This window comes from Pseudoalteromonas rhizosphaerae (assembly GCF_028885455.1).
Classification (GTDB): Bacteria; Pseudomonadota; Gammaproteobacteria; order Enterobacterales; family Alteromonadaceae; genus Pseudoalteromonas; species Pseudoalteromonas rhizosphaerae.
Genome location: NZ_CP118496.1, coordinates 1,001,663 through 1,025,970 on the forward strand (window position 1 = coordinate 1,001,663; position 24,308 = coordinate 1,025,970).

Consider the following 24,308-nt stretch of genomic DNA (forward strand, 5'->3'; position numbering starts at 1 on the left):
ACTTAGTCATTCATCAAATTAGATTGTTTTCTCAGGTTGTTTTTTTCGAGATAAGTAGCTACTTTTTCAGCACAAAGCGGACGACTATAATAATAGCCTTGCATCGTATTACAGCCCATAACATGCAGCATATAAGCCTGCTCTTTAGTTTCAACTCCTTCGGCAACAACATCGATATGTAAGTATTTAGCGAGGCGAATAATTGTCGCGGTAATATTACGATCCTGCTCACTATCGACAATATCTTTAATAAAAGAGCGATCAATTTTTAAAGTATCGATTGGAAAACGTTTTAAATAACCCAATGATGAATGACCAGTACCAAAGTCATCCAGCGCAATGGTAAAGCCAAGTGCTTTTAAGCGGTTCATTTGCTGTTGGGCAAATTCAGGGTTATCCATCATGGCACTTTCGGTTATTTCTAACTCAACACAGCGTGCAGGCACATCATAGTTTGTTAAACATTCAGTGAGGGTTTCGACTAAACTACTTTGCTGAAAGTGCAGAGCCGAAATATTAATTGCCACTTTACCAAAACTTACTCCTTCATTACGCCATAACTCTAGTTGTTTAAATAGCTGCTTCATTAGCAATAAAGTGAGTGGAATAATTGCGCCATTTTGTTCTGCAAGGGGGATAAATTCAGCCGGGCTAATGATGCTGCCATCAACTTGCGGCCAACGCACTAAGGCTTCAAAACTATGTATTTGATCTTTATCTGCGTTATATTTTACTTGGTAAAATAATTGAAAGTCCTGATGTTCGATTGCCCGAAAAAGTGCGCTTTCTTTACTAAGTTCATTCATATCAATTGTGTGTTTAGATTTATCAAAAAATTGATAATTATTATGACCCATCTTTTTAGCGTGATTAAGCGCACTGTTGGCGCTGCGCATCAGTGCTTCGCTGTTATAACCGTTTTCTGGGTACCCGGCGATACCACAACAGGCAGAAATAAAGCTCTCTATACCTTCAAGCATAAACGGTGTTTGGAATTGTTTAAGAATATTATCGGCCAGTTTTTTGGCGAAAAAGACGGACATGCCTGAATATAAATAGGGCGGTACGAGTATAGCAAATTCATCTCCCCCTAAGCGGGCCAAGGTATAACCAGAATCAAGATTACGAGTGAGTCTGCCCGCAACTTCTTTTAATAGTTCATCACCGATTGCGTGACCAAGGGATTCGTTAATTTTATTGAAATTGTCTAAATCTATAAAAATAATCAGTAAATTAGGGAAGTTGTTATTACAGCTGGCAATTGCCTTATTTACAGATTCAATAAAAATAGTGCGATTGGAGAGCCCAGTGACAGAATCTCGAGTGGTTAATTTAAGCATCGCACGTTCATTATTCTTACGTGCAGTTACATCTGAAAATAACCCAATATAATGCGCGCTACTAGTACGTAGGTTAGGGGTTTTTACTTTCGTTATCGATAAATCTAAGGCATAGGGTTGCCCGTCTTTACGCACATTCCAAATTTCACCAGACCAATAACCATCAACCTCTAGATCATTATAAATGAGGCTTTCTAATTTTTTATCACGACCGTTTACAGTAAATGCTTTTGGTTTTTTACCCACTACATCAGCAAGAGTAAAGCCACAAATAGTTGTAAATGCTTGGTTTATGTTCGTGATTTGAAACTGCTCATTGGCGATCCAAATGGCATCTTTTGATTGCGTCATTAACGCGTTGACCAAATTATGCTTAGCACCACTTTTTAATCTATAAACAATTAACAGCAGTAAAATAGCAAAAATAGCCGCTAAAACGAGGTGGTTGATCCAGTGAGGGAAGGCAAAAGCCGTTTGTTTAATCATTAACACTAACGGCTCGTTATTTACTTGATTAAGGTTTTTAACTTCAAGATAAATATTCTTTGCATTACTAGCCAGAGACAGCATGGTCTGAGCATTTGGCAGTGCTAGCCAATCGCCATTGGGATCAAGCCGGTAATTGAGCCGCATAGGTAAGGGGCTATTACTGCTAAACCAAACAGAGATGCCTTTTAGCGGTTGGCTGGTATTTACTGCGTTGGTTGCTAAGTGGTAATAGTCTTGGTCTTGATCTTGATAGTGTAAAGTCAGATGACTGATTAAAAAAGAGCTGTTTTGAGGTGGTACTTGTGTTGAATGCACTTCTAATAAAGTATTACCCGTTGGCGCAAACAACATTATTTTATCACGGTAGCTAACGCTAAAGAGTGATTTTGGAAGTTGCTCATAATTAATAGAATCATCAATATAAGCGGCAATACTATGAGTGGCATTTTCAACCCATAGGTTAGTGCTGGGTTTGTAGAGTTTTATCGCTTGAGAATCAACTATCCACAAAGCATTTTGTGGTGCTTCGTAAATGGCTGTGGTGTTAAATGTACTTACTTTATCAAAATTTATCTCAAGTGTTATTTGCTGAGAATTTTCAGGTGCTTGCCATTGGCTCTGCCATAAGCCGTTACTTGTCGCAAGCCAAAGCCTTGAAGAGTTGCGTTGATAATACATAGCGTTGATCTGCCCGAGGGCTTCAGTTTCAAGCTCAAGGGCGGTGAGCTGTTGTTTAGCAATATAAAATAATTGCTCACCATTACTTGCGAGATATTGCTCGTCATTAAGGGATGTTAAAGCATTAATGTTACTAATTGGTAGTGTTTGGCTTTGTTGCTGCGTCGCAAAATCATATTTTATTAATTGTTTTTTGGTTGCTACCCACAGTGTTGTTGGGGCAGTTGAATGCAGCGCAGCAACTTGATCCTTTATCAATAAATCAAAAGTGAGGTTGCGGGCACTGTATAAATATAAACCAGTGTCGGTTGCAACAGCCCATTTGTCTTCGCGCAGATAAGCGATGGTAATAATTTTTTTATGTTGTGTAAAATTACCTAACTGTTCCAACATGTCAAAGTATTGCTGCATACGCGGAGCAGGATTATCGGTGATAGGGGTTGTGATAATTTGCATTGCAGGGAGCTTTAGCCAGCTTTTAGTGGCAGTTTGCAGCCACAGTTGTTGGTTGTTTTGTTTAATTGATAAAAAGCGTGCAGGAGCACTATAAAACAAAGGATTCGTGTTTTTGGTCGTTAAATCATGTTTATAAGCGCGATTTTTATACAAAAAATAGAGCTGATCATCAAAGTAATTTAGTTGTTGAACATGCGCATGCTGGAGTTTTATTTCTTGCATAGAGTGCGCGTTGTTAAACAGGTAATGTTGGTCGCTATTGGTATTGATAAGGATCGCTGCTGAGGTTTGACTTGGACTTAACTGCGCGATAGGTGCGGGGACGATAAGCTGAGCTGTAATTGCATTACTTGCTAAATCAAAGTGACTAACTAAATTACTACCTGAATGTAGCCATAGGCTGTTGTTAAATCCCAATGCGAGTTCGACGATCTGCTCTGAAAAGGCGAATGGAGAATAGATTTTTTCGTCTTTTATAGTGTGGATCTGACCTTGGTACAGAAAGTAAAAGCCGAGCTCGGTGGTTAATATCGGCTGTTTTAGCGGTGTTGCTGTTAGTTGAATTAACTGGTTGTTAATTAAGTTGATTAAACTCAGCCCTTGCTCAGTGCTAATTAATAACCAGGATTTATAAGTAGCTACTTGTAAAATGGCTTGATTCGCAAATGATGAAAAAGGTGGTGCTTGGCCACTAAAAAGATGCACCGAGTCGTAATTAAACAGCCCTTTATTGGTAGCGAGCCAAAACGCATTACTCGGGTCTTGAGTAAAGTCATTAATGGCGGGTAGCGAAAGTTCATTCGCATTTAATTCAGCTACACTCGCGTTTGCATTTACAATAGATAAAATGCTAATAAAACAGCATATTTGAAGGAAAAAACGCATTACAATCCATTGAATCAGTTTAAAAAGAACTTATTTAGAATAGTGTAGGAATAGAAATAATGCGAATCCACTCTAAGCAAATTTATTGCTATATGTAGTGCTAAATTATAATGGTGATTATAAAACAAGGCGCCCAACGATATAGGCGCATTTTAATATAATTTACTGCGCGTTAGGAAAGCCTAACTGACGCCATGATTCATAAACAAAAACAGCCACTGCGTTAGATAAGTTCATGCTTCTACTGTTAGCTTGCATAGGAATACGCACACGTTGTTCATTAGGTAGTGATTGAATTAAATCATCTGGTAAGCCCCGGGTTTCTGGGCCAAACACTAAACAATCACCTGCTTCATAACTCGCTTGATGGTGAAATTGACTGCCTTTAGTGGTACATGCATATACTTTTTTAGGTTGGCATTTTTCTAAGTAAGCTGCAAATGACGGATGGCGTTGCACATGGCTAAATTCATGGTAATCAAGGCCAGCTCTTTTCACGCGCTTATCGTCCCACTCAAAGCCCAAAGGCTCGATTAAATGCAAAGCATAGCCCGTATTTGCACACAGGCGAATAATATTCCCTGTGTTAGGTGGAATTTCAGGTTGGTATAAAACGATATCAAGCATAACGAGCCTTATTGGTGATCTACATTTTGACGTTCGAGAGTATACACGAAACAGATAAAAAAAATGATATACTCATTTTAAGTAAACACTTTAAGCATAGGCAAAAACGTGCATCAGCGCAGTTATGAGTTTTGGGTAAAAACAGCAAGTGTGGTCACTATGGTGATGGTGAGTTTAATGATTGCTGCTAAATGTTGGGCATGGCTTGCGTCTGGCTCTGCCTCTATGCTCGGATCACTCACCGATTCTTTGATGGATATTACCGCTTCAGCAATGAGTTTTATGGTGCTCTTTTATGCACTGCGCCCAGCTGATGACGATCATCGTTTTGGCCATGGTAAAGCCGAAGCCTTGGCGGGTTTAGGGCAAGCGGCATTTATTGCAGGCTCTGGTTGTTTATTGGCGTTTCATGGTATAGAGCGATTATTTAATCCTGTGGTACTAAGTCATTCAATGCTCGGGGTATGGGTTAGTCTATTTGCGATTGCTTGCACCTTAGTGGTGGTTTATGTACAAACTCAAGTCATTAAGCATACCGAGTCCATTGCAGTTAAAGCAGACTCTGTGCATTACAAAGGCGATATAATTTTAAATGCAGCAGTACTGCTGGCCATACTGCTTGCGCAAAATGACATGCTGTACGCGGATCCTATTTTTGCCATTGGTGTTGCAGGTTATTTGCTTTATAACAGTTGGGATATTGCTAGGCAAAGCGCTGACCATTTAATGGATAAAGAGCTACCTGAGGACGAAAAAGCCAGTATTATATCAATCGCTAACAGCCATAACGATGTATTTGGCGTACATGACGTACGCACGCGACAAGGTGGTAAAGTTAAGTTTATTCAAATGCATTTAGAGCTTGAAGATCAACTCCCCTTGATCCGTGCTCATTATGTAGCGGATGAAGTAGTGGCGATGATCCAACAAGAATTTAATTGTGAAATGGATATTTTGATCCATCAAGATCCAATGTCATTGAGTAATAGCCGCGCTCAAGTTAATGAATCACAAAACTGATAAAAACGGCTAAGCACAGCTTTGCGAATGGTGTCTTGTTCAAATAGTAACTCGTGCTTAGCATTCGCAAATGTTTGTAAAATAGCATTACTTTGACGGTGAACTAAGGCTAATTGGGCTTGGTTATCAACCACAGTATCATTCTCAGCACTGGCTACAAAAAGTGGAATCGATAGCTGTTGTTTTTCAAGAGTTGCCATAAAGCCAAAAGCTTCATTCAACCAGCCGTAAGTCACCCCGCCTAATTGTAGCGCGCTATCCGTTTGGTAGGTTTGTCTAAATAAATCATAGCGAGTTTCGCTACTGGTAAGGTCATTCTGTGCGAATTCATCAGGCAGGTAATCTGCTTGGCCAAACGCATAGTGTTTATTAAAACCAAACAAACAGGCAGCACGGGCGGCAAGTTTAGCCAGTGGTTTGGGAGTACCTTTAGTGAAAATATCAAACATGGGCGAAGACAAAAATACCCCACTGTAGTTATGTTCAAACCGGGTCAGGAAATCAAAGGCAATCGCGCCGCCCATTGAATGCCCTAGGATGACTTTTTTGCCTTGGTAGAGTTTACTGACAATTAGACGGTCAAACAGTGCTAAATCATCAGCATAATCACTAAATTTATTAACAAAACCTTTATGAGGATTGGCTAAAGCGCGATAAGAACGGCCTTGTCCTTGATGATCAATAATAAACACCGCATAGTTATTTTTATATAACTCCCAGATTAGCTCTTGGTATTTATCTAATCCTTCAATACGTCCAGAGCAAATAACAATAGCGGCTTTGGCATGCTCAGGTATCACATAGCCATAATATAAATCGCCATTATCGGTAGTCAGCTGCGCTTTGTGCAACTGCTGCTGAAAAAACTGCGTTATCTCAGGTTGTTGGGTAAGTAAGTTTTGCTCTGTGCTGTAAAACATAATGGCCATGATTATTTTTTTTTATCCAGAGGTAAGGCGATACGCACACATAACCCGCTTGGTTGTTTATTATGCAGCGTTAAACTGCCAGAATGGGCGACAATTGCATTTTTAGCAATCGCTAAGCCAAGTCCTGTGCCGCCGCTAGTTCTGTCTCGTGCATCAGATTGGCGGAAAAAAGGCTCACATAATTTGCCTAAATTTTGCGGTTCGACGCCCGGCCCATCATCACTGATCTCTATATAAATAGCATCACTTAAACTCAATGTTAGGGTGATTGTTTGCTCTGCATATTTTATTGCGTTGCGTAAAACATTCTCTAGCGCACTGGCAATGAGACTCTCGTCACAATAAATATCAACATTGAGTTGACCATTTATAATTAATTGCTTATTGGTCTGTTTAGCTTCAAATTGCGCATCATTCAAAACATGATCAATAATGATCTGTAAGGATTGTTGATGCAGCGATAGCGCCTGACTTTTCGCCTCTAAGCGCGATACTTGCAGCACATCAGCGATCATTTTATCGAGCTGATTTGCTTCTTTTTCAATGCGTAATAAATAGGTTTGGTTTTCTTCTGGGGTCTGCATTTGCGCAAGACCCGTAGCCATTTTAAGGCGAGTTAGGGGGGAACGCAACTCGTGAGATATATCAGCCAATAAGCGCTTTTGTGCAGAAATCAGTTGCTCTAACTGACTTGCCATACTATTAAAGTCGCGGCCAAGTACGCCCAGTTCATCTTGCCTGTTTGGATCAATTTCAGCGCGCGCGGTTAAATCGCCGTCAGAGAGCTTAATTGCAGCTTGCTTTAAGTGATTAATAGGAGCAATTAGGTTACGACTAAATATAAAACTTAAAGTTAATGAAGCTAGTAAAGCAATGATCACTTTTAGCCAAATCGGCATCAGCTTTAACCGTATAAAAAAAGGTGGTTGATGATTCTCATCAATTTCGTATAGGTAAAATTGCCCCTCAGGAAGGTTTATTTTTATCGGTCCGAATGCTTGATAATACTCGGTAAAAATAATTTGTGGCGGCATGTTTTTAGTGAAATTAAGTAAACTTAAATCAATCTCACTTGATGGTACTCTGCTACTGATAGAATGATCTGGCTGATCTGAATTTAAATATAGTAACTTTTGTTTTGCAAGCCGCGGATGAGTTAAAATTTCGGCCGCTGGTTTATTGTGTTTTTCAATTATGCGTTCAATATTTTTGGCTGTGTATTGCAGGTTTTTTTTCATTGGCCCACGCAAGTCTTCATTACTAACTTGATTAGTCGCAATGTTACTTAAAAACACCAAAGTAGTAATGGTGCCTATAATTGTTAGCCAAAACCAAGCAAAAATCTTAAAAAACAAAAAGTGCTGAGGGTTTTTTAACCAGGGGAATAGAGTTTTATTACTCTCCTTGGATAAAGACATAACCAGTCCCTCGCATGGTTTTTATTCGTTCTGCATTGTTGAACTCGGCAATTTTTTTACGAATATTACTCACATGCATATCAATTGAGCGGTCAAAAGAGGCTAGGCGTCTACCGAGCACCTCTTCACTTATTTGCTCTTTACTGACTACTTCACCTGCATGTTTAACCAGTAAGGCAAGTACTTCATATTCAGTACCGGTGAGGCTTAGCGGGTGTTCATCTACATACGCTTCGCGGGCAGCTAAATTTATAACAATATTATTAACGGTTAACTTATTACTGCTGGTATTTGCTAGGCTAGTAATATGTTCTATACGACGAGTAATCGCTTTAACCCGCGCGAGTAATTCACGATGATTAAATGGTTTAGGAATGTAATCATCAGCGCCTAGTTCAAGACCAAAAATACGGTCAAAGTCTTCACCTTTGGCGGTTAGCATGATCACCGGCGTTAATTTTGTTTGCCTAAGCTGTTTTAATACTTCAAAGCCATCTAGTTTCGGTAACATAACATCGAGTAAAATTAATGCATACTCTTGCTCAAGCGCTTGTTTTAAGCCTTGTTCGCCATCATGGGCACATTCTATTTGAAAACCTTGCGCAGTTAAGTACTCCGAGAGTAATTCACATAAACCGGTATCATCATCAATCATTAATAGCTTCATTATTTGCTCACCTTAACTACGCTGGAATAACTTCATTTTACGCCTTAACGCACTTAAAAGTGAACCTTTACACAACCTTTACATTGCTTTGCGTTGCTTTGCACTTGGTTAGTTATAGTGAATATAACAACTGAACAGACACTAAGTTACAAGCAACTCAAAGGTAATGATTATGACTATTTCAAGTAAAGTTTCTAAACTAGTATTAATTTGTGGATTAGCGACAGCAACATTAGGCACTGGCGCCGTAATAGCAAAAGAGGGCATGGATCATAAACCAGGCCATTCTCAACAGCATAAACAAGCGCGCTTTTTACTCTCTGAGCGTGGCGTTAAAAAGCTTGATTTAACTGAGCAACAACAAACTCAGTTAAAAAGCATTTTTGATGCGCAAAAAGCACAATTTAAAGCGCTACGTGGCAACGATAAACAGGCCATGAAGCAAGAGCGTGCTGCACATAAGGCACAAATGCAAGCATTGTTAGATATGCCAACCTTTGATGAAGCCGCAGCAAAAGAGTTATTAGCGCAGCGCCAAACCAAAGGCGAGCAATTTGGCTTAATTAACCTAAAAACGCAGCATCAAGTATGGCAAGTATTAAATGCTGAACAACGTGAAAAGTACCAAGAAATTAAAAAGCACATGCGTAAAAAAGGTGACAAAAAACGCAGCCGTGACGAACAAACGGCAAGCTAAGTAATTAGCAAAATTACTAAAGCAAAAAATGAAGCGCGGGAGAGATCCCGCGCTTTTCTTTTTTAACGACCCATGTAGCAGCGATTTTATATCGCGTTATAGTGCTTTTCGAGGGATGAGTAAGCTTAAAGAGGATTATGTTATTTAAGAAAAAATGCCACGGGCCTCGAGCAATGAGCTCCGAGTACATCCCAGCACCTAGCCCCTATTTTTACAATTACTTCTCTAAAAGCGCAGCGCCTCATAACCTCTTTGTGAATAAATTTTAATTGCGCGGGGTAAACCCGCGCCTACGAAATATCACCCATCTCGTAGCAGCGATTTTATATCGCGTCATAGTGTTAATTTGATAAGTGTACGTAATTTGCATACATTTAAGCGCATGCACAAGGCAAGCTCGTTTAGCGCCATGCAGTGAGTGATGCAAATAAGCCCGCCATTTCACCCGATGAAATTATCAATATTCGCGAAGCATTTAATATGTCGCGCTGAGTATTTGCAAACTTATTACGTACCTCAGCAAGAGCGCTTGAAAACTGGGAGCAGGGGCGCAGTGTTCCTAATGGGCAAGCAATTACTTTACTAAAACTGGTGCAGCGTTATCCAGAAACATTGAATCATATAGCTGAGTTGTAGAGTTAGTTTTCCTAGCCCTTATAATCTAGCACCTATGTTAGCTCTTTTATCGCATTACTTATGCCATCTAAACTCAGCGGGTACATGCGGTTATTCATTAGCTGCTTGATAAAATCAATTGATTGGTAGTAACGCCAGTGTTCAACCGGTTGTGGGTTGAGCCAGGCGACTTTATCAAAGTGATTGGTAATGCGGGTCAGCCATGCGCTGCCGGGCTCTTCGTTGTAGTGTTCAACAGAGCCGCCGGGGTAGGCGATTTCATACGGGCCCATAGTGGCGTCGCCAACAAAGATCACTTTATAGTCACTGGTGAACTTGTTGATCAGCGTCATGGTGTCGATGACGTTGGAATGGCGGCGTTGGTTGTCTTGCCAAACATGTTCGTATAAGCAGTTATGAAAGTAGTAAAACTCTAAGTGCTTAAACTCGCTATGCGCGGCGCTAAATAATTCTTCACAGGTGTGGATGTAATCATCCATTGAGCCGCCAATATCAAACAGCATCAATACTTTTACCGCGTTGTGGCGCTCTGGTGCCATTTTTACATCCAGCATGCCGCCTTGCTTGGCGGTAGCGCGAATGGTCTCGTTTAAATCGAGGGTGTCACTGGCGCCAGTGCGAGCAAACTTGCGCAGTTTTTTAAGGGCGAGCTTAATGGTGCGTGAGCCAATTTCACGATCGGAATCTAGGTTACGGTATTCGCGTTTATCCCATACTTTTACTGCTTGGCGATTGCGGTTGCCGTCTTGACCAATGCGCACGCCCTCAGGGTTATAGCCATACGCGCCAAATGGAGATGTACCACCCGTGCCCACCCATTTATTGCCACCAGCGTGGCGTTTTTGTTGTTCTTCTAGGCGCTCTTTGAGGGTTTTCATTAGCTCATCAAGGCCGCCCATGGCTTTAAGCTGGGCTTTTTCTTCATCGGTTAGGTGTTTTTCAAACTCTTTGCGCAGCCAATCTTCAGGTAAGTTGTGCTGCTGTTTTAAGCTTTCGAGTAAGTCCAGATCGGCAATGCCGCTAAAGTAATCAGCAAACGCTTTATCAAACCTGTCAAAGTGGGTTTCGTCTTTAACCATTATGGTACGGGCTAAATAATAAAATCCGTCAATATCGGCAAATACCGCGCCTTTTTTTAGCGCGTTGATCAAATCAAGCAGCTCGCGCAAACTAACAGGTAAACGGTATTCACGCAGTTTGAAGAAAAACGCAACCAACATCTTAACGGCGACTCATAAAGGCAAGTTTTTCAATTAAGCTGATATCTTGCTCATTTTTAAGTAGTGCGCCAAACATTGGCATTAAACCGCCTTTTTGAGTTTTGTCATGCAGAGTTTTTGCATCGATGTCTTCAGCCATAAGCAGTTTTAACCAATCAAGTAACTCGCTGGTGGAAGGCTTTTTCTTAATGCCGTTGACTTCACGTAGATTAAAAAATACTTCTAGCGCTTGGCGAACTAAATCTTGTTTTACGTGTGGGTGGTGAACATCGATAATTTGCTGCATTTCATCACTAGATGGAAAATCAATGTAATGGAAAAAACAACGGCGTAAAAAGGCATCGGGCAGTTCTTTTTCGTTGTTTGAGGTGATGATCACAATAGGGCGTTGTTTTGCGATTACACGCTCACCGGTTTCATAAACATGAAATTCCATTTTATCGAGTTCTAATAGTAAGTCGTTCGGGAATTCGATGTCGGCTTTGTCTATTTCATCAATTAATAATACCGGGCGTTTGTTATGTTCTTCACCATAGGTAAATGCCTGCCACAACTTGCCTTTAATAATATAGTTACCAATGTCGTTTACCCGGGCATCACCTAATTGGCTGTCGCGTAGGCGTGATACCGCATCGTATTCATATAAGCCTTGCTGCGCTTTAGTGGTCGATTTGATATGCCATTGGATAAGTGTGGTGTCTAAGCTTTTAGCCAACTCCTCAGCCAGCATGGTTTTACCTGTGCCGGGCTCGCCTTTGATCAAAAGTGGCTTTTCCAGCAAAATAGCCGCATTAACCGCTTGTTTTAACGCTGAACTTGCGATGTAGTTATCAGTAGAATTAAATTGCACGTAAATACCTATCTGGTCTGAGCAGTAAACAATATGCCTATCATGCCATAGTTAATCGGCTTCACCAAGGTAGCTAAAGCGTGGAATAATTTTGCTGTCTTTTTCAATCGTTTCGCTAAACATACTAAGCGGTCTTGCCCAAATGCCAAACTCACCATACAAGGCTTGGTAAATAACTAATTGTTCGTCTGTTTCACTGTGAGTGGCGACGTACAGAACTTTGTACTTTGGGCCTTTGTAGTGTTGGTATATGCCTGATTTGAGGGTATGTGGTTTTATTGCTGTAGTCATGTTTTGATCTCTTGTATAATTTGTCTTTGCACTTTTAATGCTAACTAATTTGCCAATACTATGAACTATATTTCGTTAGATGATTACAAAAAAGCGTGGGTTTTTCGTCATAAAGATGCGCCAGTAACAGAACAAGACCTTGCCTTAATTAAACCTATGAGCCATGAGCGTGCCGCTGTTTTATGGAGCACTATGGTGAGCCGTGAACATGACCATCCTGATTTTTTTGAAAAAACAGACTGGTGTGGTAACGAAGACAATTTCTCGCAAACTATTCACTGGGAAGCTGCATGGGAAGCCGGCGCTGAGCAACTGCCAGCTGAGATCCTTGCGCACTTAGGTTGGCAAGCTAATACCACAGTGTATTTTTGTATCGCCCGCGATAATATTATCGAAACCAGCTTTGATGTGTTTAAACGCAATTGGCAAAATTTTATGTTTTTAGCTGATGGTAGTCTGTTATTAGGTAAGAAACGTGATGAAGTAGTGCAGTTTTTAGAAACTGGCGATGCTAAATTAGGTATAAAGTCACAAGTTAAGTAACCTGAGCTTTGCTTTTGTAAAGAGCAGAGCTTAAAAAGCAGTCAATACTGTGCTATAAAACAAGCAACTAGATGTTTTAGAGTATGATCGTTGGCTGCAAGCGACCCCTTTCAACAAGTCGATATTTGGCAATCAGATACACAACGTGTGCTATATGCACAGTTGTGCAATGCTTTTTATGCGCGGGAAATAGGTCAATTAGTTGTTGAAGTTAATGAACAGCGTTTACGCAAGCGATTAAAAAGTCTTCCTTATTATATAGAACGCGCAGCAACGGCCGTGGTAAATGGTCAAGTTCCTTTTCAGTTAGATCCGCACAATGGCTGTTGGCTTGATAAGCAAAAAGCTCAGCCTCCCAACGCAAAAAATAATGATGATTTTTATCAAACACATAAAAATGTAGGTTTAATTGTTCCGCTTTTACTCAATAGCGCAAATCAAACCCGTGTTGCAATAGACAGCATCGACCAAGTAAGCGACAATAAACTTCATTGTAATGAGCATGGTTGGTTTGACTGCCAAGGTCAGCCGCTTGAAGGGCAGTCGGTGGTGTTATTAAAGCCCACAAAGGCAACAATGGCCGCTGCTTGTTGTGGCCATCAGTGGTCTTTTGATAAACGCACGACACCGCGAACGTTATCACTGAGAGAAATGCTGCTAGCAGGCAATATCAATTGGCGTAATTTAAAACGTCCCCATGTTCGAGTTAAAAAAATATAATACCAGTAGCCTTAATCGCATTATAAATTTGTACTGGTAGAGTAAAATCAAGGAGTGTTTAATGCGACTGTTTCAATTCACGCTGCTGTGCTTAGCGTTATTTGTACAATATCGATTATGGTTTGGCCACAACGGTGTACAAGATTATAGTCGTTTAAAAGCTGCTGTTACTTCACATCACGATACTAATGCTCAATTGATCAAACGTAATAAAGTGCTTAAAGCCGATATTGAAGATTTAAAGCTTGGTCAAGAAGGTGTGGAAGAGCGCGCTCGAAATGAATTAGGAATGATCAAACCCGGCGAAACATTTATTCGTGTTTTACCTGGGCAGCAACAAAATGACAACTAATTATACCCTTGCAGCCATAGTCCCAGCCGCTGGCGTGGGAAGCCGTATGCAACATAGCGCACCGAAGCAATACATACGCTTGGCTGGTAAAACAATTCTTGAACATACACTTGCTAAACTAGCGCAACTCAAACAATTAACGACTATTGTGGTGGCCGTCAGCGATGATGATCCTTATTTTGCTACACTGGAGTTTATTGATCAGCGCATTGTCCGTGCAAGTGGCGGCAAAGAGCGAGCCGACTCGGTACTTAATGGCTTATTAGCGCTTGCAGATAACCCGCCTGATTGGGTGTTAGTGCATGATGCGGCAAGGCCGCTGGTTACCTTGGCTGATATTGAGCGCTTACTTAGTGAGTGTATTAACGCTGACGAGGGCGGTATATTAGCAAGCAAAGTGAAAGATACCATTAAGCGCGGTGCAACTCATAGCCAACAAACAGTGCCACGGGATGACTTATGGCAGGCGTTGACCCCGCAATTATTTAAGTACCACGATTTAATGCAGGCATTGCAAACTGCGCTTGCTCAGCAGGTTACGATCACTGACGAAGCATCGGCAATAGAATGGGCGAATAAGCCCGTAAAGCTAGTGCCTGGGCGTAGCGATAATATTAAAATAACCACTCCAGAAGATTTAGATTTAGCCAACTTTTTACTCCAAAAACAACATAGTGAGAATGCATCATGATTCGAATCGGCCATGGCTTCGATGTCCATAAATTTGGTGGCGAAGGCCCGTTAACTATTTGTGGTGAAAAGATTGCTTACCCACAAGGCTTTTTAGCGCACTCTGATGGTGATGTTGCGATCCATGCACTATGCGATGCTATTTTAGGCTCATTAGCAATGGGCGATATTGGCAAGCACTTTCCTGATACCGCCAGTGAATATGAGAATATAGACAGCCGTATTTTATTACGCCATGTTGTTGATTTAGCTAAGCAGCAAGGCTATGTACTGGGTAATGCGGATGTAACGATAGTAGCGCAAGCGCCAAAAATGCTGCCGCATATTCAAGCCATGCGTAAAAATTTAGCCGCCGATTTAAATGCTGAACTGGACCAGGTAAATGTCAAAGCAACAACCACTGAAAAGCTCGGTTTTGAAGGGCGAAAAGAAGGTATTTCAAGTCATGCAGTGGTTATCATGAGCAAGCAATCACTATGAGCGAGTTAAATTATTTATACGGTGCACCATTATCTAAAGCAGATTTTAAAACCACTGCTGAAGATTTTATGGTTGATGAGGATTTAGGCATAGAGTTTACTGGCAGTGGTGAACACGTCTGTTTACAGGTCGTTAAAAAAGGCGAAAATACCCAATACGTTGCTAAATTACTTGCCCAAAAAGCGGGGATTTCGCCACGTGATGTCAGCTTCGCTGGTATGAAAGATCGCCACGGAGTATGTAGTCAGTGGTTTAGTGTGCCAGTACCCATTAAAAAAGACATTGATTTTACTGAGCTAAACAGTGAATCACTGTTTATCATTGCTCAGCAACGGCATAATCGTAAGCTGCGGACTGGCTGCCACAAAGGTAATAAATTCAGCATTATTCTACGTAATGTAACCCAGCCGTTAGACATTCTTTGTCGTATCAACGCGGTACGCGCCGGGGTGCCTAACTATTTTGGCGAACAACGCTTTGGTCACGATGGTCATAATTTAGTGATGGCTAAAAAGATGTTTGCCGGTGAGCGCATTCGTGACAAAAAACTACGTGGTTTAATTATCTCTGCTGCACGTTCTTATGTGTTTAATCAAATAGTGAATTTGCGTGTTGCTGAGCACGGCTTAGCTAAAACCATGCACCGTGAAGTGTTTATGCTCAGTGGTAGCAATGCATTTTTTGAAGATGCCATTAGCGATGAAAATATCGCTCGTCTTGCCTCTGGCGATATTATGATGTCTGCGCCATTGGTCGGCACTAGCGAAAAAGGCCTCACCGAACAAGAAAAAATATGGCTAGAGCCGTATCAAGATTGGTGTGAAGGGCTTGGTAAGTTAGGGCTGAAAAATGAGCGCAGAATGTTGCGTTTGATCCCACAAGATTTAACCGTTGAAACGATTGATGAAACTACCATTAAATTGAGCTTTGGTTTACCCAAAGGCACCTTTGCCACGGCATTGTTACGTGAGCTGGTGGATTACACAGATGCAAGCCCACGAGTACATAAAGAACAGGACGCTGAAAATGAAAATTCTTCTAAGTAACGATGATGGTGTTAATGCAAAAGGTATTGCAGTGTTGTATCAGGCATTGACGCAAATTGCAGACGTAACGTTAGTTGCACCTGATCGCAATTGCAGTGGCGCAAGTAACTCACTGACGCTACTTAATCCACTGCGTGCTACCACGCTAGATAACGGGTTTATTTCGGTCAATGGTACGCCCACTGATTGTGTACATTTGGGCGTGAATGAATTACTTAATGAAAAGCCCGATCTAGTCGTTGCCGGTATTAACCACGGTGCAAATTTAGGTGACGATACTTTGTACTCAGGGACTGTTGCAGCAGCAACCGAAGGACGTCATTTAGGCTTGCCCGCAGTGGCGGTGTCTTTGTGCTCAAAAGAAGGCAATCATTTTGAAACGGCAGCAGCGGTGACTGTCAGCATAATTAAAGAGCTGGCGTCACATCCATTGCCAAAAGATCAAATCATCAATATTAATGTGCCAGATATTCCGTTATCTGAGCTAAAAGGCGTGCAAGTAACGCGTTTAGGTGCGCGTCATAAAGCAGAAACCATGACTAAACAACAAGATCCATGGGGACGAGACATTTATTGGTATGGGGTTTTAGGTGCCGAAAGTGATGCCGGAGAAGGTACAGACTTTTATGCTATCAATAATGGCTATGCATCGGTTACGCCACTAAGTGTTGATATGACAGCGAAAGATAGCTTGGCTGCAGTTGGTGAGTGGCTTAAAACGATGGAGATCAACGGTGCTGGCTAATTATACTCGAAGTGCCCGTGCGCTCGCTGACCTATTACAGCGTGAAGGTGTTGAAGATAAATTGGTACTCAGCGCTATTGCTGATATTCCACGTCATGTATTTGTTGATGATGTACTTAAGCATAAAGCGTATCAAAATACGGCGTTGCCAATAGGTCAAGGACAAACAATTTCACAGCCATATATTGTTGCCCGTATGACCGAGTTACTGCGTTTGGCTGGCGTGCGCGATAAAGTACTTGAGATAGGCACGGGTTCAGGCTATCAAACAGCGGTACTGGCGAAAACCTTTTCAAAAGTATTTTCGGTAGAGCGAATTAAAGCGTTACAATGGCAGGCTAAGCGCCGTTTACATAACCTAGACTTATACAACGTTTCCATGAAACATGGCGATGGTTGGCAAGGCTGGCAGTCACAAGCGCCGTTTGATGGCATCATTGTAACCGCCGCTGCATCGCAAGTCCCGCAGGCATTACTTGATCAACTCAGTGATGGTGGGGTGATGATTGCGCCAATCGGTAATGAAGATCAACAACTGGTTATGGTTGTGCGCGAAGGCGAAAAATTTACTCAACATGTTATTGCGCCAGTTAGATTTGTACCTTTAGTCCCTGGCGACATTGAATAGGAAGTCACTTTGAAATTGTTTACTAAGTTATACGATATGGCATTAGTGTGGGCAAAACATCGCCACGCAGAGCGTTATTTAGCTGGGATGAGTTTTGCTGAATCGGTTATTTTTCCTATTCCACCCGATGTAATGCTTGCGCCGATGTCGCTTGCACAACCGAGCAAAGCATGGCGCTATGCTACTTTTGCTACAGTTGCTTCGGTGCTTGGCGGTATTTTAGGTTATTTGCTCGGGTTTTGGTTGTTTGAACCTGTAGTAGAGCCATTAATAGCGCAAATGGGTTGGCAAGAAAAGTTTAATACCGCTTTAAGCTGGTTTAAAGATTATGGCGTATGGGTGGTGTTTTTAGCCGGTTTTTCGCCAATACCCTATAAAGTATTTACTATTGGTGCTGGGCTTTTGCACATGGCGTTTTTACCTTTTTTATTAGCCTCTGCTGTCGGGCGTGGTGCGCGGTTCTTTTTAGTTTCAGCGCTAATGAAGTGGGGCGGAGTAAAAATGGAGCAAAAATTACGTCAATATGTTGAGGTACTTGGCTGGGGGGTAGTGATTTTAGTGGTGGTTGCATACTTTTTATTACGTTAAGCATCTAAATAACTACTTTTAGCACAAGGAGCAAAACACCATGAATAAACAGTACGTCTTCTATGTTACTTTATTTACAAGTGTTTTGCTCAGTGCCTGCTCATCTCGACATGCCCCTGCTCCGGTCAGTAGTTTAAATACCAGTGTTAAACCTTATACTAGTAAAGTAAATATTAATGGTGACCGCTACACGGTTAAAAAAGGTGATACGTTATATTCGATAGCCTTTAGCGCCCAGCAAGATTTCCGCACGTTGGCAAAAAATAATGGCATACCAGCCCCTTACATAATCCAACCGGGGCAAACAATTTCTTTTAATAATGTACCTGAAAAAATAAAAAGGCATAAAAAATATACGAAACCGAGTAAAAAGTCTACAAGTGACATACAAAAAAATAACAAAAAATTAAAGAAAGAGCTTGATCAGCCAAAACAACGAGAGTATGTTCAAAAACAAGCCAATAGGAAAATTAGTAAAAATAACAGTTTGTCCTCGACCCAAGTTAAGTGGTCGTGGCCAGCTAAAGGAGCAGTAACTCAGCGTTTTTCAACCAAGGAAAGCGGGTATAAAGGGTTACAAATTACTAATAAAAAAGGTGTCGCTGTTTTTGCCGCAGCACAAGGGACTGTTGTTTATGCGGGTAATGCACTTAGAGGATACGGTAATTTAATTATTTTGAAACATAATGATGATTATCTTAGTGCCTATGCACATAACTCTAAGTTGCTAGTTAAAGAAAAACAGGATGTGAAAGCTGGGCAAAAAATAGCCGAGATTGGCAGTTCAGACTCTGAAGTGACGGCATTGCGTTTTGAAATCCGTTACCGAGGACAAGCTGTTAATCCTGAGAAGTATTTGCCTTAGCTATCGGTCGGGTATTGATCATAGTGATTAAGATCACTTGTTTGCTTGAGGGTACGCTCATGGGTAACACAGCAAAAATAGAAAAAACGAAAGATGCGATTGATGATAAATTTGATGATATAGCTGTCGCTGATACAGACTCTGAATTATTAGATGACGTCGATAAAGATGATGACAAAGAAGATGAAATATTTGCCAAAGAGGAAATCACTAAGAATTTAGATGCGACTCAGCTGTATTTAGGTGAAATTGGTTTTTCGCCATTATTAAGTGCTGAAGAAGAAGTCTTTTTTGCCCGCAAAGCATTAAAAGGCTGTAGCGCTTCTCGTAAACGAATGATTGAAAGTAATTTACGTTTAGTTGTTAAAATCGCCCGCCGTTATAACAATCGTGGCCTTGCGTTACTTGATTTAATTGAAGAAGGTAATCTTGGTTTGATCCGCGCCGTTGAAAAATTTGATCCTGAACGTGGTTTTAGATTTTCGACCTATGCGACTTGGTGGATCCGTCAAACAATTGAACGCGCCATCATGAATCAAACCCGCACAATTCGCTTACCAATCCATGTAGTGAAAGAACTTAACGTTTATTTACGCACCGCACGTGAACTAACGCAAAAGCTGGATCATGAGCCCACTGCCGAAGAAATTGCAGCGTGTTTAGACCGACCAGTTGAAGACGTAACTAAAATGCTGCGTTTAAACGAGAAAATCACCTCTGTAGATACACCTATTGGTGGTGAAAACGATAAAGCATTGTTAGATATTATTGCCGATGAAAAAGGCTTTGGCCCGGAAGGCGAAGTACAAAATAATGATATCAATAAGCACATTGTAGACTGGTTAGGTGAGCTTAATCCTAAGCAACGTGAAGTGCTTGCACGTCGTTTTGGTTTGTTAGGTTATGAGCCATCAACGCTTGAAGATGTGGGTCGTGAAATCGGTTTAACGCGTGAACGAGTAAGACAAATTCAAGTAGAAGCACTGCGCCGCTTAAAAGATATTTTGCAGCATGAAGGATTAAGTACTGATAGCTTGTTTGATCAGTTTTCATAATATTGATACAGCAATAGACGCAGCAACACAAACACACAGAAAATAATTATTAAAAGCTGAAGAGCTAACTCTTCAGCTTTTTTTGTGCTTAAAGCATGCTACAGCAGCGATTTTAGCTTATATAGTAAATCTTGAGCTTGGCGTGGGCTTAAGTTATCTAGGTCAACCTCAGCGAGTTGTGCTTCTACCTGTGATGGTTCAGCTGCAAACAATGATGGCTGTACTGCATTGATATCAGCAGTGACTGGCTGATGATTCTCCAGCATTTTAAGCTTTTGTTTTGCCTGCTTTATAACTGCTTTTGGCACCCCAGCTAAGGCCGCTACTTGCAAGCCAAAACTTTTACTTGCGGCACCATCAAGTACGGTATGCATAAAGGCGATTGTGTCGTTGTGCTCTATCGCATCTAAGTGAACATTCACCAGTCCCGCTTGTTGCTCGGCTAGTTCGGTAAGTTCAAAATAATGGGTTGCGAATAAAGTTTTAGCGGATATTTTTGATGCTAAATGATCCGCTGTTGCATAAGCTAATGATAGACCATCGTAGGTACTCGTCCCTCGGCCAATTTCATCCATTAACACCAGTGACTGCGCGGTAGCATTGTTTAAAATAGTGGCTGTTTCGGTCATTTCGACCATGAAGGTTGAGCGACCTGATGCTAAGTCATCACTGGCGCCAATACGTGTAAATATACGGTCGATATTACCAATCTTAGCGCTGTCTGCTGGCACAAAGCTACCAATGTGTGCCATTAACACAATCAGTGCAGTTTGGCGCATATAGGTTGATTTACCGCCCATATTTGGTCCCGTAATGATCAGCATTTTACGCTGAGCATTAAGCTCTACAGGATTGGCAATGAAAGGGTCTTTCATTACTTGTTCAACAACTGGGTGGCGACCTTGCTTAATACTAATGTCATCGTTATCGCACAGTAGCGGTTTTGCATAGTTCAATGCAATTGCACGCTCGGCAAGGTTATTTAGCACATCTAAATCTGCCAGTGCTGCCGCCATTATTTGTAGCTGTTCAATGTGCGGGGCAATAAATTCAAACAGTTGTTCGTAAAGTTGCTTTTCAAGCGCCAGAGCTTTTGATTGGCTACCTAACACTTTATCTTCATGCTCTTTAAGCTCTGGAATTATATAACGTTCGTTATTTTTAAGCGTTTGGCGACGAATATAATCAGCGGGCACTAAATGTGCGTTGGCACGACTTACTTCAATAAAAAAGCCATGCACACGGTTATAACCGATTTTAAGGGTGCTAATACCGGTGCGTTCACGCTCGCGCTGTTCGAGTTGTTCAAGAATGTCGGTAGCACCTTGGCTGAGTGAACGCCATTCATCGAGTTCACGGTTGTAACCCGGTGCAATTACGCCACCATCACGAATAAGTACCGGTGGGTTTTCAATCACTGCTTGCTCAAGTAATTGCTGTAAATCAGGTAATTCAGGAGATTGCGCGATGATCTGACTAATGCGAGGATCGCTGGCATCGGTTAATAGCTCGTGCAGTGGAGCTAGGGCTTGTAGTGCGCTACGCAGACGGGTTAAATCGCGCGGACGAGCGGTCCACAATGCTAAACGAGCAATAACACGCTCAATATCACCTATTTGTTTTAACGACTCATGTAGCTCACCACACAGCTGTACATCGATAATGGCACTAATCGCATTAAGGCGAGCGTTAAGCTCAGGTTTAGAACGTATTGGTGTATGAATACGACGCTTTAATAGCCGTGAGCCCATCGCTGTTGCTGTTTTATCAAGTACTTGTGCTAAGGTGTTTTCAAAGCCACCAGAGAGGTTAACGGTCAACTCTAAATTTTTACGGGTGGCAGCATCTAAGATTACTGCATGTTCGTTATGTTCTAATGTGATGGCGCGAATATGGGGTAGAGCAATACGTTGCGTGTCTTTCACATATTGCATAAGGCAACCGGCGGCAACTAATGCAGCAGTTGCTTTATTAACCCCAAAACCGACTAAATCTTTGGTGCCAAACTGCTCGCATAACAAATGTTGTGCAGTGTCTAAGTCAAACTCCCATTCAGGACGACGGCGAATACCTTTGATATACTCAATCAAATGAAAGTTGGCAAAGTCTTCGCTATAGAGTAACTCTGCTGGTGCTAAGCGTTGTAAAGTTGAACTAAATGCTTCTTCAGTATTTACTTCAACAATATTAAAACGGCCTGAGTTAATATCTAAGTAAGCAATGCCATACACGCCTTTTTTACTTTGCCAAACGCTGGTCAGTAAATTATCTTGGCGCTCTTGTAATAGTGCTTCATCAGAAATGGTGCCAGGGGTAACAATGCGTACAACTTTGCGCTCAACAGGTCCTTTGCTGGTTGCAGGGTCGCCTATTTGCTCACAAATAGCGACGGATTCACCCATTTGTACCAAACGAGCTAAATAGTTCTCTACCGCATGATAAGGGACGCCTGCCATAGGAATAGGATCGCCGCCGGCTTTACCACGGTGAGTTTGTGAAATATCAAGCAGTTGTGCTGCACGTTTTGCATCATCAAAAAATAGCTCGTAAAAATCGCCCATGCGATAAAACAGTAAAATATCACGATGCTCAGATTTTATTTTTAGATACTGCTGCATCATCGGAGTTTGTTGACTTATATTGTGCGGTGCATAAAGATCGAACGACATGTATTTACCCAAAGGCTGAATATGGAATTACATCAAGAGATTAAAACACTTGCTGCGCAGTTAGGCGCTATTTTAACGGATAAACGCTTATGGATCACTAGTGCTGAATCATGTACTGGTGGTGGAGTGAGTTATGCGTTAACAGATACCCCTGGCAGCTCGGCTTATATTGACCGTGCATTTGTAACATACAGTAATCAAGCTAAGCAGGATTTACTAGGGGTTACAGAGCAAACCTTAACTTTATACGGCGCAGTGAGTGAGCAAACTGTTTTGCAAATGGCCGCGGGTGCGTGTAAGGCCGCAGGGGCAGATATTTCGGTTGCAGTATCGGGGATTGCAGGTCCAGGTGGTGGCAGTACAGAAAAACCAGTAGGTTTAGTATGGTTTTGTATTCAAATTGGCGAGAAACAGTATCCGAGCCAACAGATATTCGCAGGCGATAGAGCGCAAGTTAGGTTGCAAGCTATTGTTTACTCATTAAAAACCATTATAGAAAAGATAAATTAATAAAATTAGCTTGATACTGTGATTTCATACAGTATACTTGTCTGCATTAGCCGGATTTGGAGAGTAAAATGAACGATAACAAACAAAAAGCGTTGGACGCTGCTTTATCTCAAATTGAACGTCAATTTGGTAAAGGCTCAATAATGAAATTGGGTGACAATAAAGCGTTAGATATTGATGCTATATCAACAGGCTCTCTGGGCATTGATATCGCATTAGGCATAGGTGGTTTACCTATGGGGCGTATTGTTGAGATTTATGGCCCTGAATCATCAGGTAAAACAACGCTAACATTACAAGTTATTGCTGAAGCACAAAAAGAAGGTAAAACCTGTGCTTTCGTTGATGCTGAGCATGCACTTGATCCAATTTATGCCCAAAAATTGGGTGTAAATATTGATGAGTTATTAGTTTCACAACCTGATACAGGCGAACAAGCACTTGAAATTTGTGACATGTTAGTACGCTCAAGCGCTGTTGATGTGGTTGTTGTCGATTCGGTTGCGGCATTAACACCGAAAGCTGAAATTGAAGGCGACATGGGTGATTCACACATGGGCCTACAAGCACGTTTAATGTCACAAGCATTACGTAAGCTAACTGGTAATATCAAACGTTCAAACACTTTATGTATTTTCATTAACCAAATCCGTATGAAAATTGGTGTTATGTTTGGTAACCCTGAAACCACTACTGGTGGTAACGCACTTAAATTCTACGCGTCAGTACGTTTAGATATTCGTCGTATCGGTTCTGTTAAAGAGGGCGACGAAGTGGTGGGTAACGAAACCCGCGTTAAAGTGGTGAAAAACAAAGTTGCTCCTCCGTTTAAGCAAGCTGAATTTATCATCATGTATGGTGAAGGCATCTCTAAGCATGGCGAGTTAATTGACTTAGGTGTTAAGCATAAGCTGGTTGAAAAAGCAGGTGCTTGGTATAGCTACAATGGTAGTAAAGTTGGTCAAGGTAAATCAAACTCAATTAAGTTCTTGAAAGAGAACCCTGAGATTTCTAACGAGATTGAAGGTAAGTTACGTGATATGTTGCTATTAAAAGCAACAATTAAGCCTGACGATGTTGAAGATACAGTGTTAGCAGATGATGCTGAGCTTTAAAAGTATTTAATAAGCGCGATTTGACCCGCACTTAACATTAAAAAAGCCGCTAAATAATATTTAGCGGCTTTTTTGTATTTGTATTTGTATTTTTGTTAG

The 24,308-nt window shown here is 41.3% G+C and carries 24 protein-coding genes and 1 pseudogene; 16 read left to right on the forward strand and 9 right to left on the reverse strand.

Going from position 1 to position 24,308, the window contains the following annotated elements; translation table 11 throughout:
- Positions 1 to 2: 2 nt before the first annotated feature.
- Together PVK79_RS04415 and trmL are read right to left on the reverse strand one after the other, a co-directional pair.
- The gene (locus PVK79_RS04415; protein ID WP_257325382.1) at positions 3 to 3,848 is read right to left on the reverse strand and encodes an EAL domain-containing protein; all 3,846 of its coding nucleotides are present in this window, start codon (positions 3,846 to 3,848) and stop codon (positions 3 to 5) included.
- Positions 3,849 to 4,010: 162 nt separating this feature from the next.
- Complete coding sequence (gene trmL, locus PVK79_RS04420) at positions 4,011 to 4,475, reverse strand: tRNA (uridine(34)/cytosine(34)/5-carboxymethylaminomethyluridine(34)-2'-O)-methyltransferase TrmL (RefSeq protein ID WP_145235242.1); 465 nt, start codon at positions 4,473 to 4,475, stop codon at positions 4,011 to 4,013.
- A gap of 108 nt (positions 4,476 to 4,583) precedes the next feature.
- Between trmL and PVK79_RS04425 the strand changes: the two genes are divergently transcribed.
- Positions 4,584 to 5,495, forward strand: a complete 912-nt coding sequence (locus PVK79_RS04425) for a cation diffusion facilitator family transporter (protein WP_145235244.1) — start codon at positions 4,584 to 4,586, stop codon at positions 5,493 to 5,495.
- On the opposite strand, the gene PVK79_RS04430 is transcribed toward PVK79_RS04425, so the two are convergent.
- The 3 genes from PVK79_RS04430 to PVK79_RS04440 are packed head-to-tail and all read right to left on the reverse strand — an operon-like array spanning position 5,471 to position 8,509.
- Positions 5,471 to 6,415 (reverse strand): alpha/beta fold hydrolase, encoded by a 945-nt coding sequence (locus PVK79_RS04430; protein ID WP_182758424.1) that lies wholly within the window; start codon positions 6,413 to 6,415, stop codon positions 5,471 to 5,473. The genes PVK79_RS04425 and PVK79_RS04430 overlap by 25 nt on opposite strands.
- A gap of 11 nt (positions 6,416 to 6,426) precedes the next feature.
- Complete coding sequence (locus tag PVK79_RS04435; protein ID WP_257325383.1) at positions 6,427 to 7,842, reverse strand: ATP-binding protein; 1,416 nt, start codon at positions 7,840 to 7,842, stop codon at positions 6,427 to 6,429.
- Positions 7,820 to 8,509, reverse strand: coding sequence for a response regulator (locus PVK79_RS04440; protein ID WP_149982148.1), 690 nt, complete (start codon positions 8,507 to 8,509; stop codon positions 7,820 to 7,822). Before PVK79_RS04440 ends, PVK79_RS04435 begins: the two co-directional genes overlap by 23 nt.
- Before the next feature lie 172 nt (positions 8,510 to 8,681).
- On the opposite strand from PVK79_RS04440, the gene PVK79_RS04445 reads away from it, so the two are divergent.
- On the forward strand, positions 8,682 to 9,206 hold the full coding sequence (locus PVK79_RS04445) for a Spy/CpxP family protein refolding chaperone (protein WP_257325384.1): 525 nt from the start codon (positions 8,682 to 8,684) through the stop codon (positions 9,204 to 9,206).
- A gap of 435 nt (positions 9,207 to 9,641) precedes the next feature.
- A pseudogene (locus PVK79_RS23465) lies at positions 9,642 to 9,842 on the forward strand (helix-turn-helix domain-containing protein); the annotation flags it as partial.
- Positions 9,843 to 9,874: 32 nt separating this feature from the next.
- Here PVK79_RS23465 and PVK79_RS04450 read toward each other — a convergent pair.
- Genes PVK79_RS04450 through PVK79_RS04460 form a run of 3 tightly spaced genes read right to left on the reverse strand, consistent with a single transcriptional unit; the run spans position 9,875 to position 12,203 of the window.
- A complete protein-coding gene (locus tag PVK79_RS04450) occupies positions 9,875 to 11,062 on the reverse strand; it encodes a vWA domain-containing protein (protein WP_257325385.1) in 1,188 nt (395 codons plus the stop codon).
- A 1-nt stretch (position 11,063) separates the two neighbouring features.
- The gene (locus PVK79_RS04455; protein ID WP_182731547.1) at positions 11,064 to 11,912 is read right to left on the reverse strand and encodes an AAA family ATPase; all 849 of its coding nucleotides are present in this window, start codon (positions 11,910 to 11,912) and stop codon (positions 11,064 to 11,066) included.
- Between the two features lie 51 nt (positions 11,913 to 11,963).
- Entirely contained in the window at positions 11,964 to 12,203 is a 240-nt protein-coding gene (locus PVK79_RS04460) for a DUF1653 domain-containing protein (protein ID WP_182735494.1), read from the reverse strand.
- A gap of 60 nt (positions 12,204 to 12,263) precedes the next feature.
- On the opposite strand from PVK79_RS04460, the gene PVK79_RS04465 reads away from it, so the two are divergent.
- From PVK79_RS04465 to rpoS, 11 genes are all read left to right on the forward strand, one after another.
- Positions 12,264 to 12,746 (forward strand): DUF2947 domain-containing protein, encoded by a 483-nt coding sequence (locus PVK79_RS04465; protein ID WP_145235259.1) that lies wholly within the window; start codon positions 12,264 to 12,266, stop codon positions 12,744 to 12,746.
- Between the two features lie 90 nt (positions 12,747 to 12,836).
- Positions 12,837 to 13,466 carry a hypothetical protein gene (locus PVK79_RS04470; RefSeq protein ID WP_182731534.1) on the forward strand — a complete coding sequence of 210 codons (630 nt, stop codon included), beginning with the start codon at positions 12,837 to 12,839 and terminating at the stop codon, positions 13,464 to 13,466.
- Between the two features lie 61 nt (positions 13,467 to 13,527).
- On the forward strand, positions 13,528 to 13,818 hold the full coding sequence (gene ftsB / locus PVK79_RS04475) for a cell division protein FtsB (RefSeq protein ID WP_145235264.1): 291 nt from the start codon (positions 13,528 to 13,530) through the stop codon (positions 13,816 to 13,818).
- A complete protein-coding gene (gene ispD / locus PVK79_RS04480) occupies positions 13,808 to 14,509 on the forward strand; it encodes a 2-C-methyl-D-erythritol 4-phosphate cytidylyltransferase (RefSeq protein WP_257325386.1) in 702 nt (233 codons plus the stop codon). Before ftsB ends, ispD begins: the two co-directional genes overlap by 11 nt.
- The gene (gene ispF / locus PVK79_RS04485; RefSeq protein ID WP_182731532.1) at positions 14,506 to 14,988 is read left to right on the forward strand and encodes a 2-C-methyl-D-erythritol 2,4-cyclodiphosphate synthase; all 483 of its coding nucleotides are present in this window, start codon (positions 14,506 to 14,508) and stop codon (positions 14,986 to 14,988) included. The genes ispD and ispF overlap by 4 nt, the downstream gene beginning before the upstream one ends.
- On the forward strand, positions 14,985 to 16,034 hold the full coding sequence (truD, locus tag PVK79_RS04490; RefSeq protein ID WP_182731531.1) for a tRNA pseudouridine(13) synthase TruD: 1,050 nt from the start codon (positions 14,985 to 14,987) through the stop codon (positions 16,032 to 16,034). The genes ispF and truD overlap by 4 nt, the downstream gene beginning before the upstream one ends.
- Positions 16,015 to 16,779: a 5'/3'-nucleotidase SurE gene (surE, locus tag PVK79_RS04495; RefSeq protein ID WP_145235272.1), complete on the forward strand. Its 765-nt coding sequence runs from the start codon at positions 16,015 to 16,017 to the stop codon at positions 16,777 to 16,779. Before truD ends, surE begins: the two co-directional genes overlap by 20 nt.
- Positions 16,769 to 17,407: a protein-L-isoaspartate(D-aspartate) O-methyltransferase gene (locus PVK79_RS04500; protein WP_145235274.1), complete on the forward strand. Its 639-nt coding sequence runs from the start codon at positions 16,769 to 16,771 to the stop codon at positions 17,405 to 17,407. The genes surE and PVK79_RS04500 overlap by 11 nt, the downstream gene beginning before the upstream one ends.
- A 9-nt stretch (positions 17,408 to 17,416) precedes the next feature.
- Entirely contained in the window at positions 17,417 to 17,995 is a 579-nt protein-coding gene (locus PVK79_RS04505) for a YqaA family protein (RefSeq protein WP_145235276.1), read from the forward strand.
- A gap of 40 nt (positions 17,996 to 18,035) precedes the next feature.
- On the forward strand, positions 18,036 to 18,860 hold the full coding sequence (locus tag PVK79_RS04510; RefSeq protein ID WP_257325387.1) for a peptidoglycan DD-metalloendopeptidase family protein: 825 nt from the start codon (positions 18,036 to 18,038) through the stop codon (positions 18,858 to 18,860).
- Positions 18,861 to 18,919: 59 nt separating this feature from the next.
- Positions 18,920 to 19,915: an RNA polymerase sigma factor RpoS gene (rpoS, locus tag PVK79_RS04515; protein ID WP_145235280.1), complete on the forward strand. Its 996-nt coding sequence runs from the start codon at positions 18,920 to 18,922 to the stop codon at positions 19,913 to 19,915.
- Between the two features lie 98 nt (positions 19,916 to 20,013).
- On the opposite strand, the gene mutS is transcribed toward rpoS, so the two are convergent.
- Positions 20,014 to 22,584 (reverse strand): DNA mismatch repair protein MutS, encoded by a 2,571-nt coding sequence (gene mutS / locus PVK79_RS04520; protein WP_257325388.1) that lies wholly within the window; start codon positions 22,582 to 22,584, stop codon positions 20,014 to 20,016.
- 21 nt (positions 22,585 to 22,605) lie between these two features.
- On the opposite strand from mutS, the gene PVK79_RS04525 reads away from it, so the two are divergent.
- Both PVK79_RS04525 and recA read left to right on the forward strand, forming a co-directional pair.
- Positions 22,606 to 23,094, forward strand: coding sequence for a CinA family protein (locus tag PVK79_RS04525; RefSeq protein WP_145235284.1), 489 nt, complete (start codon positions 22,606 to 22,608; stop codon positions 23,092 to 23,094).
- Between the two features lie 68 nt (positions 23,095 to 23,162).
- The gene (gene recA / locus PVK79_RS04530) at positions 23,163 to 24,209 is read left to right on the forward strand and encodes a recombinase RecA (RefSeq protein ID WP_145235287.1); all 1,047 of its coding nucleotides are present in this window, start codon (positions 23,163 to 23,165) and stop codon (positions 24,207 to 24,209) included.
- The last annotated feature ends 99 nt before the right edge of the window (positions 24,210 to 24,308 follow it).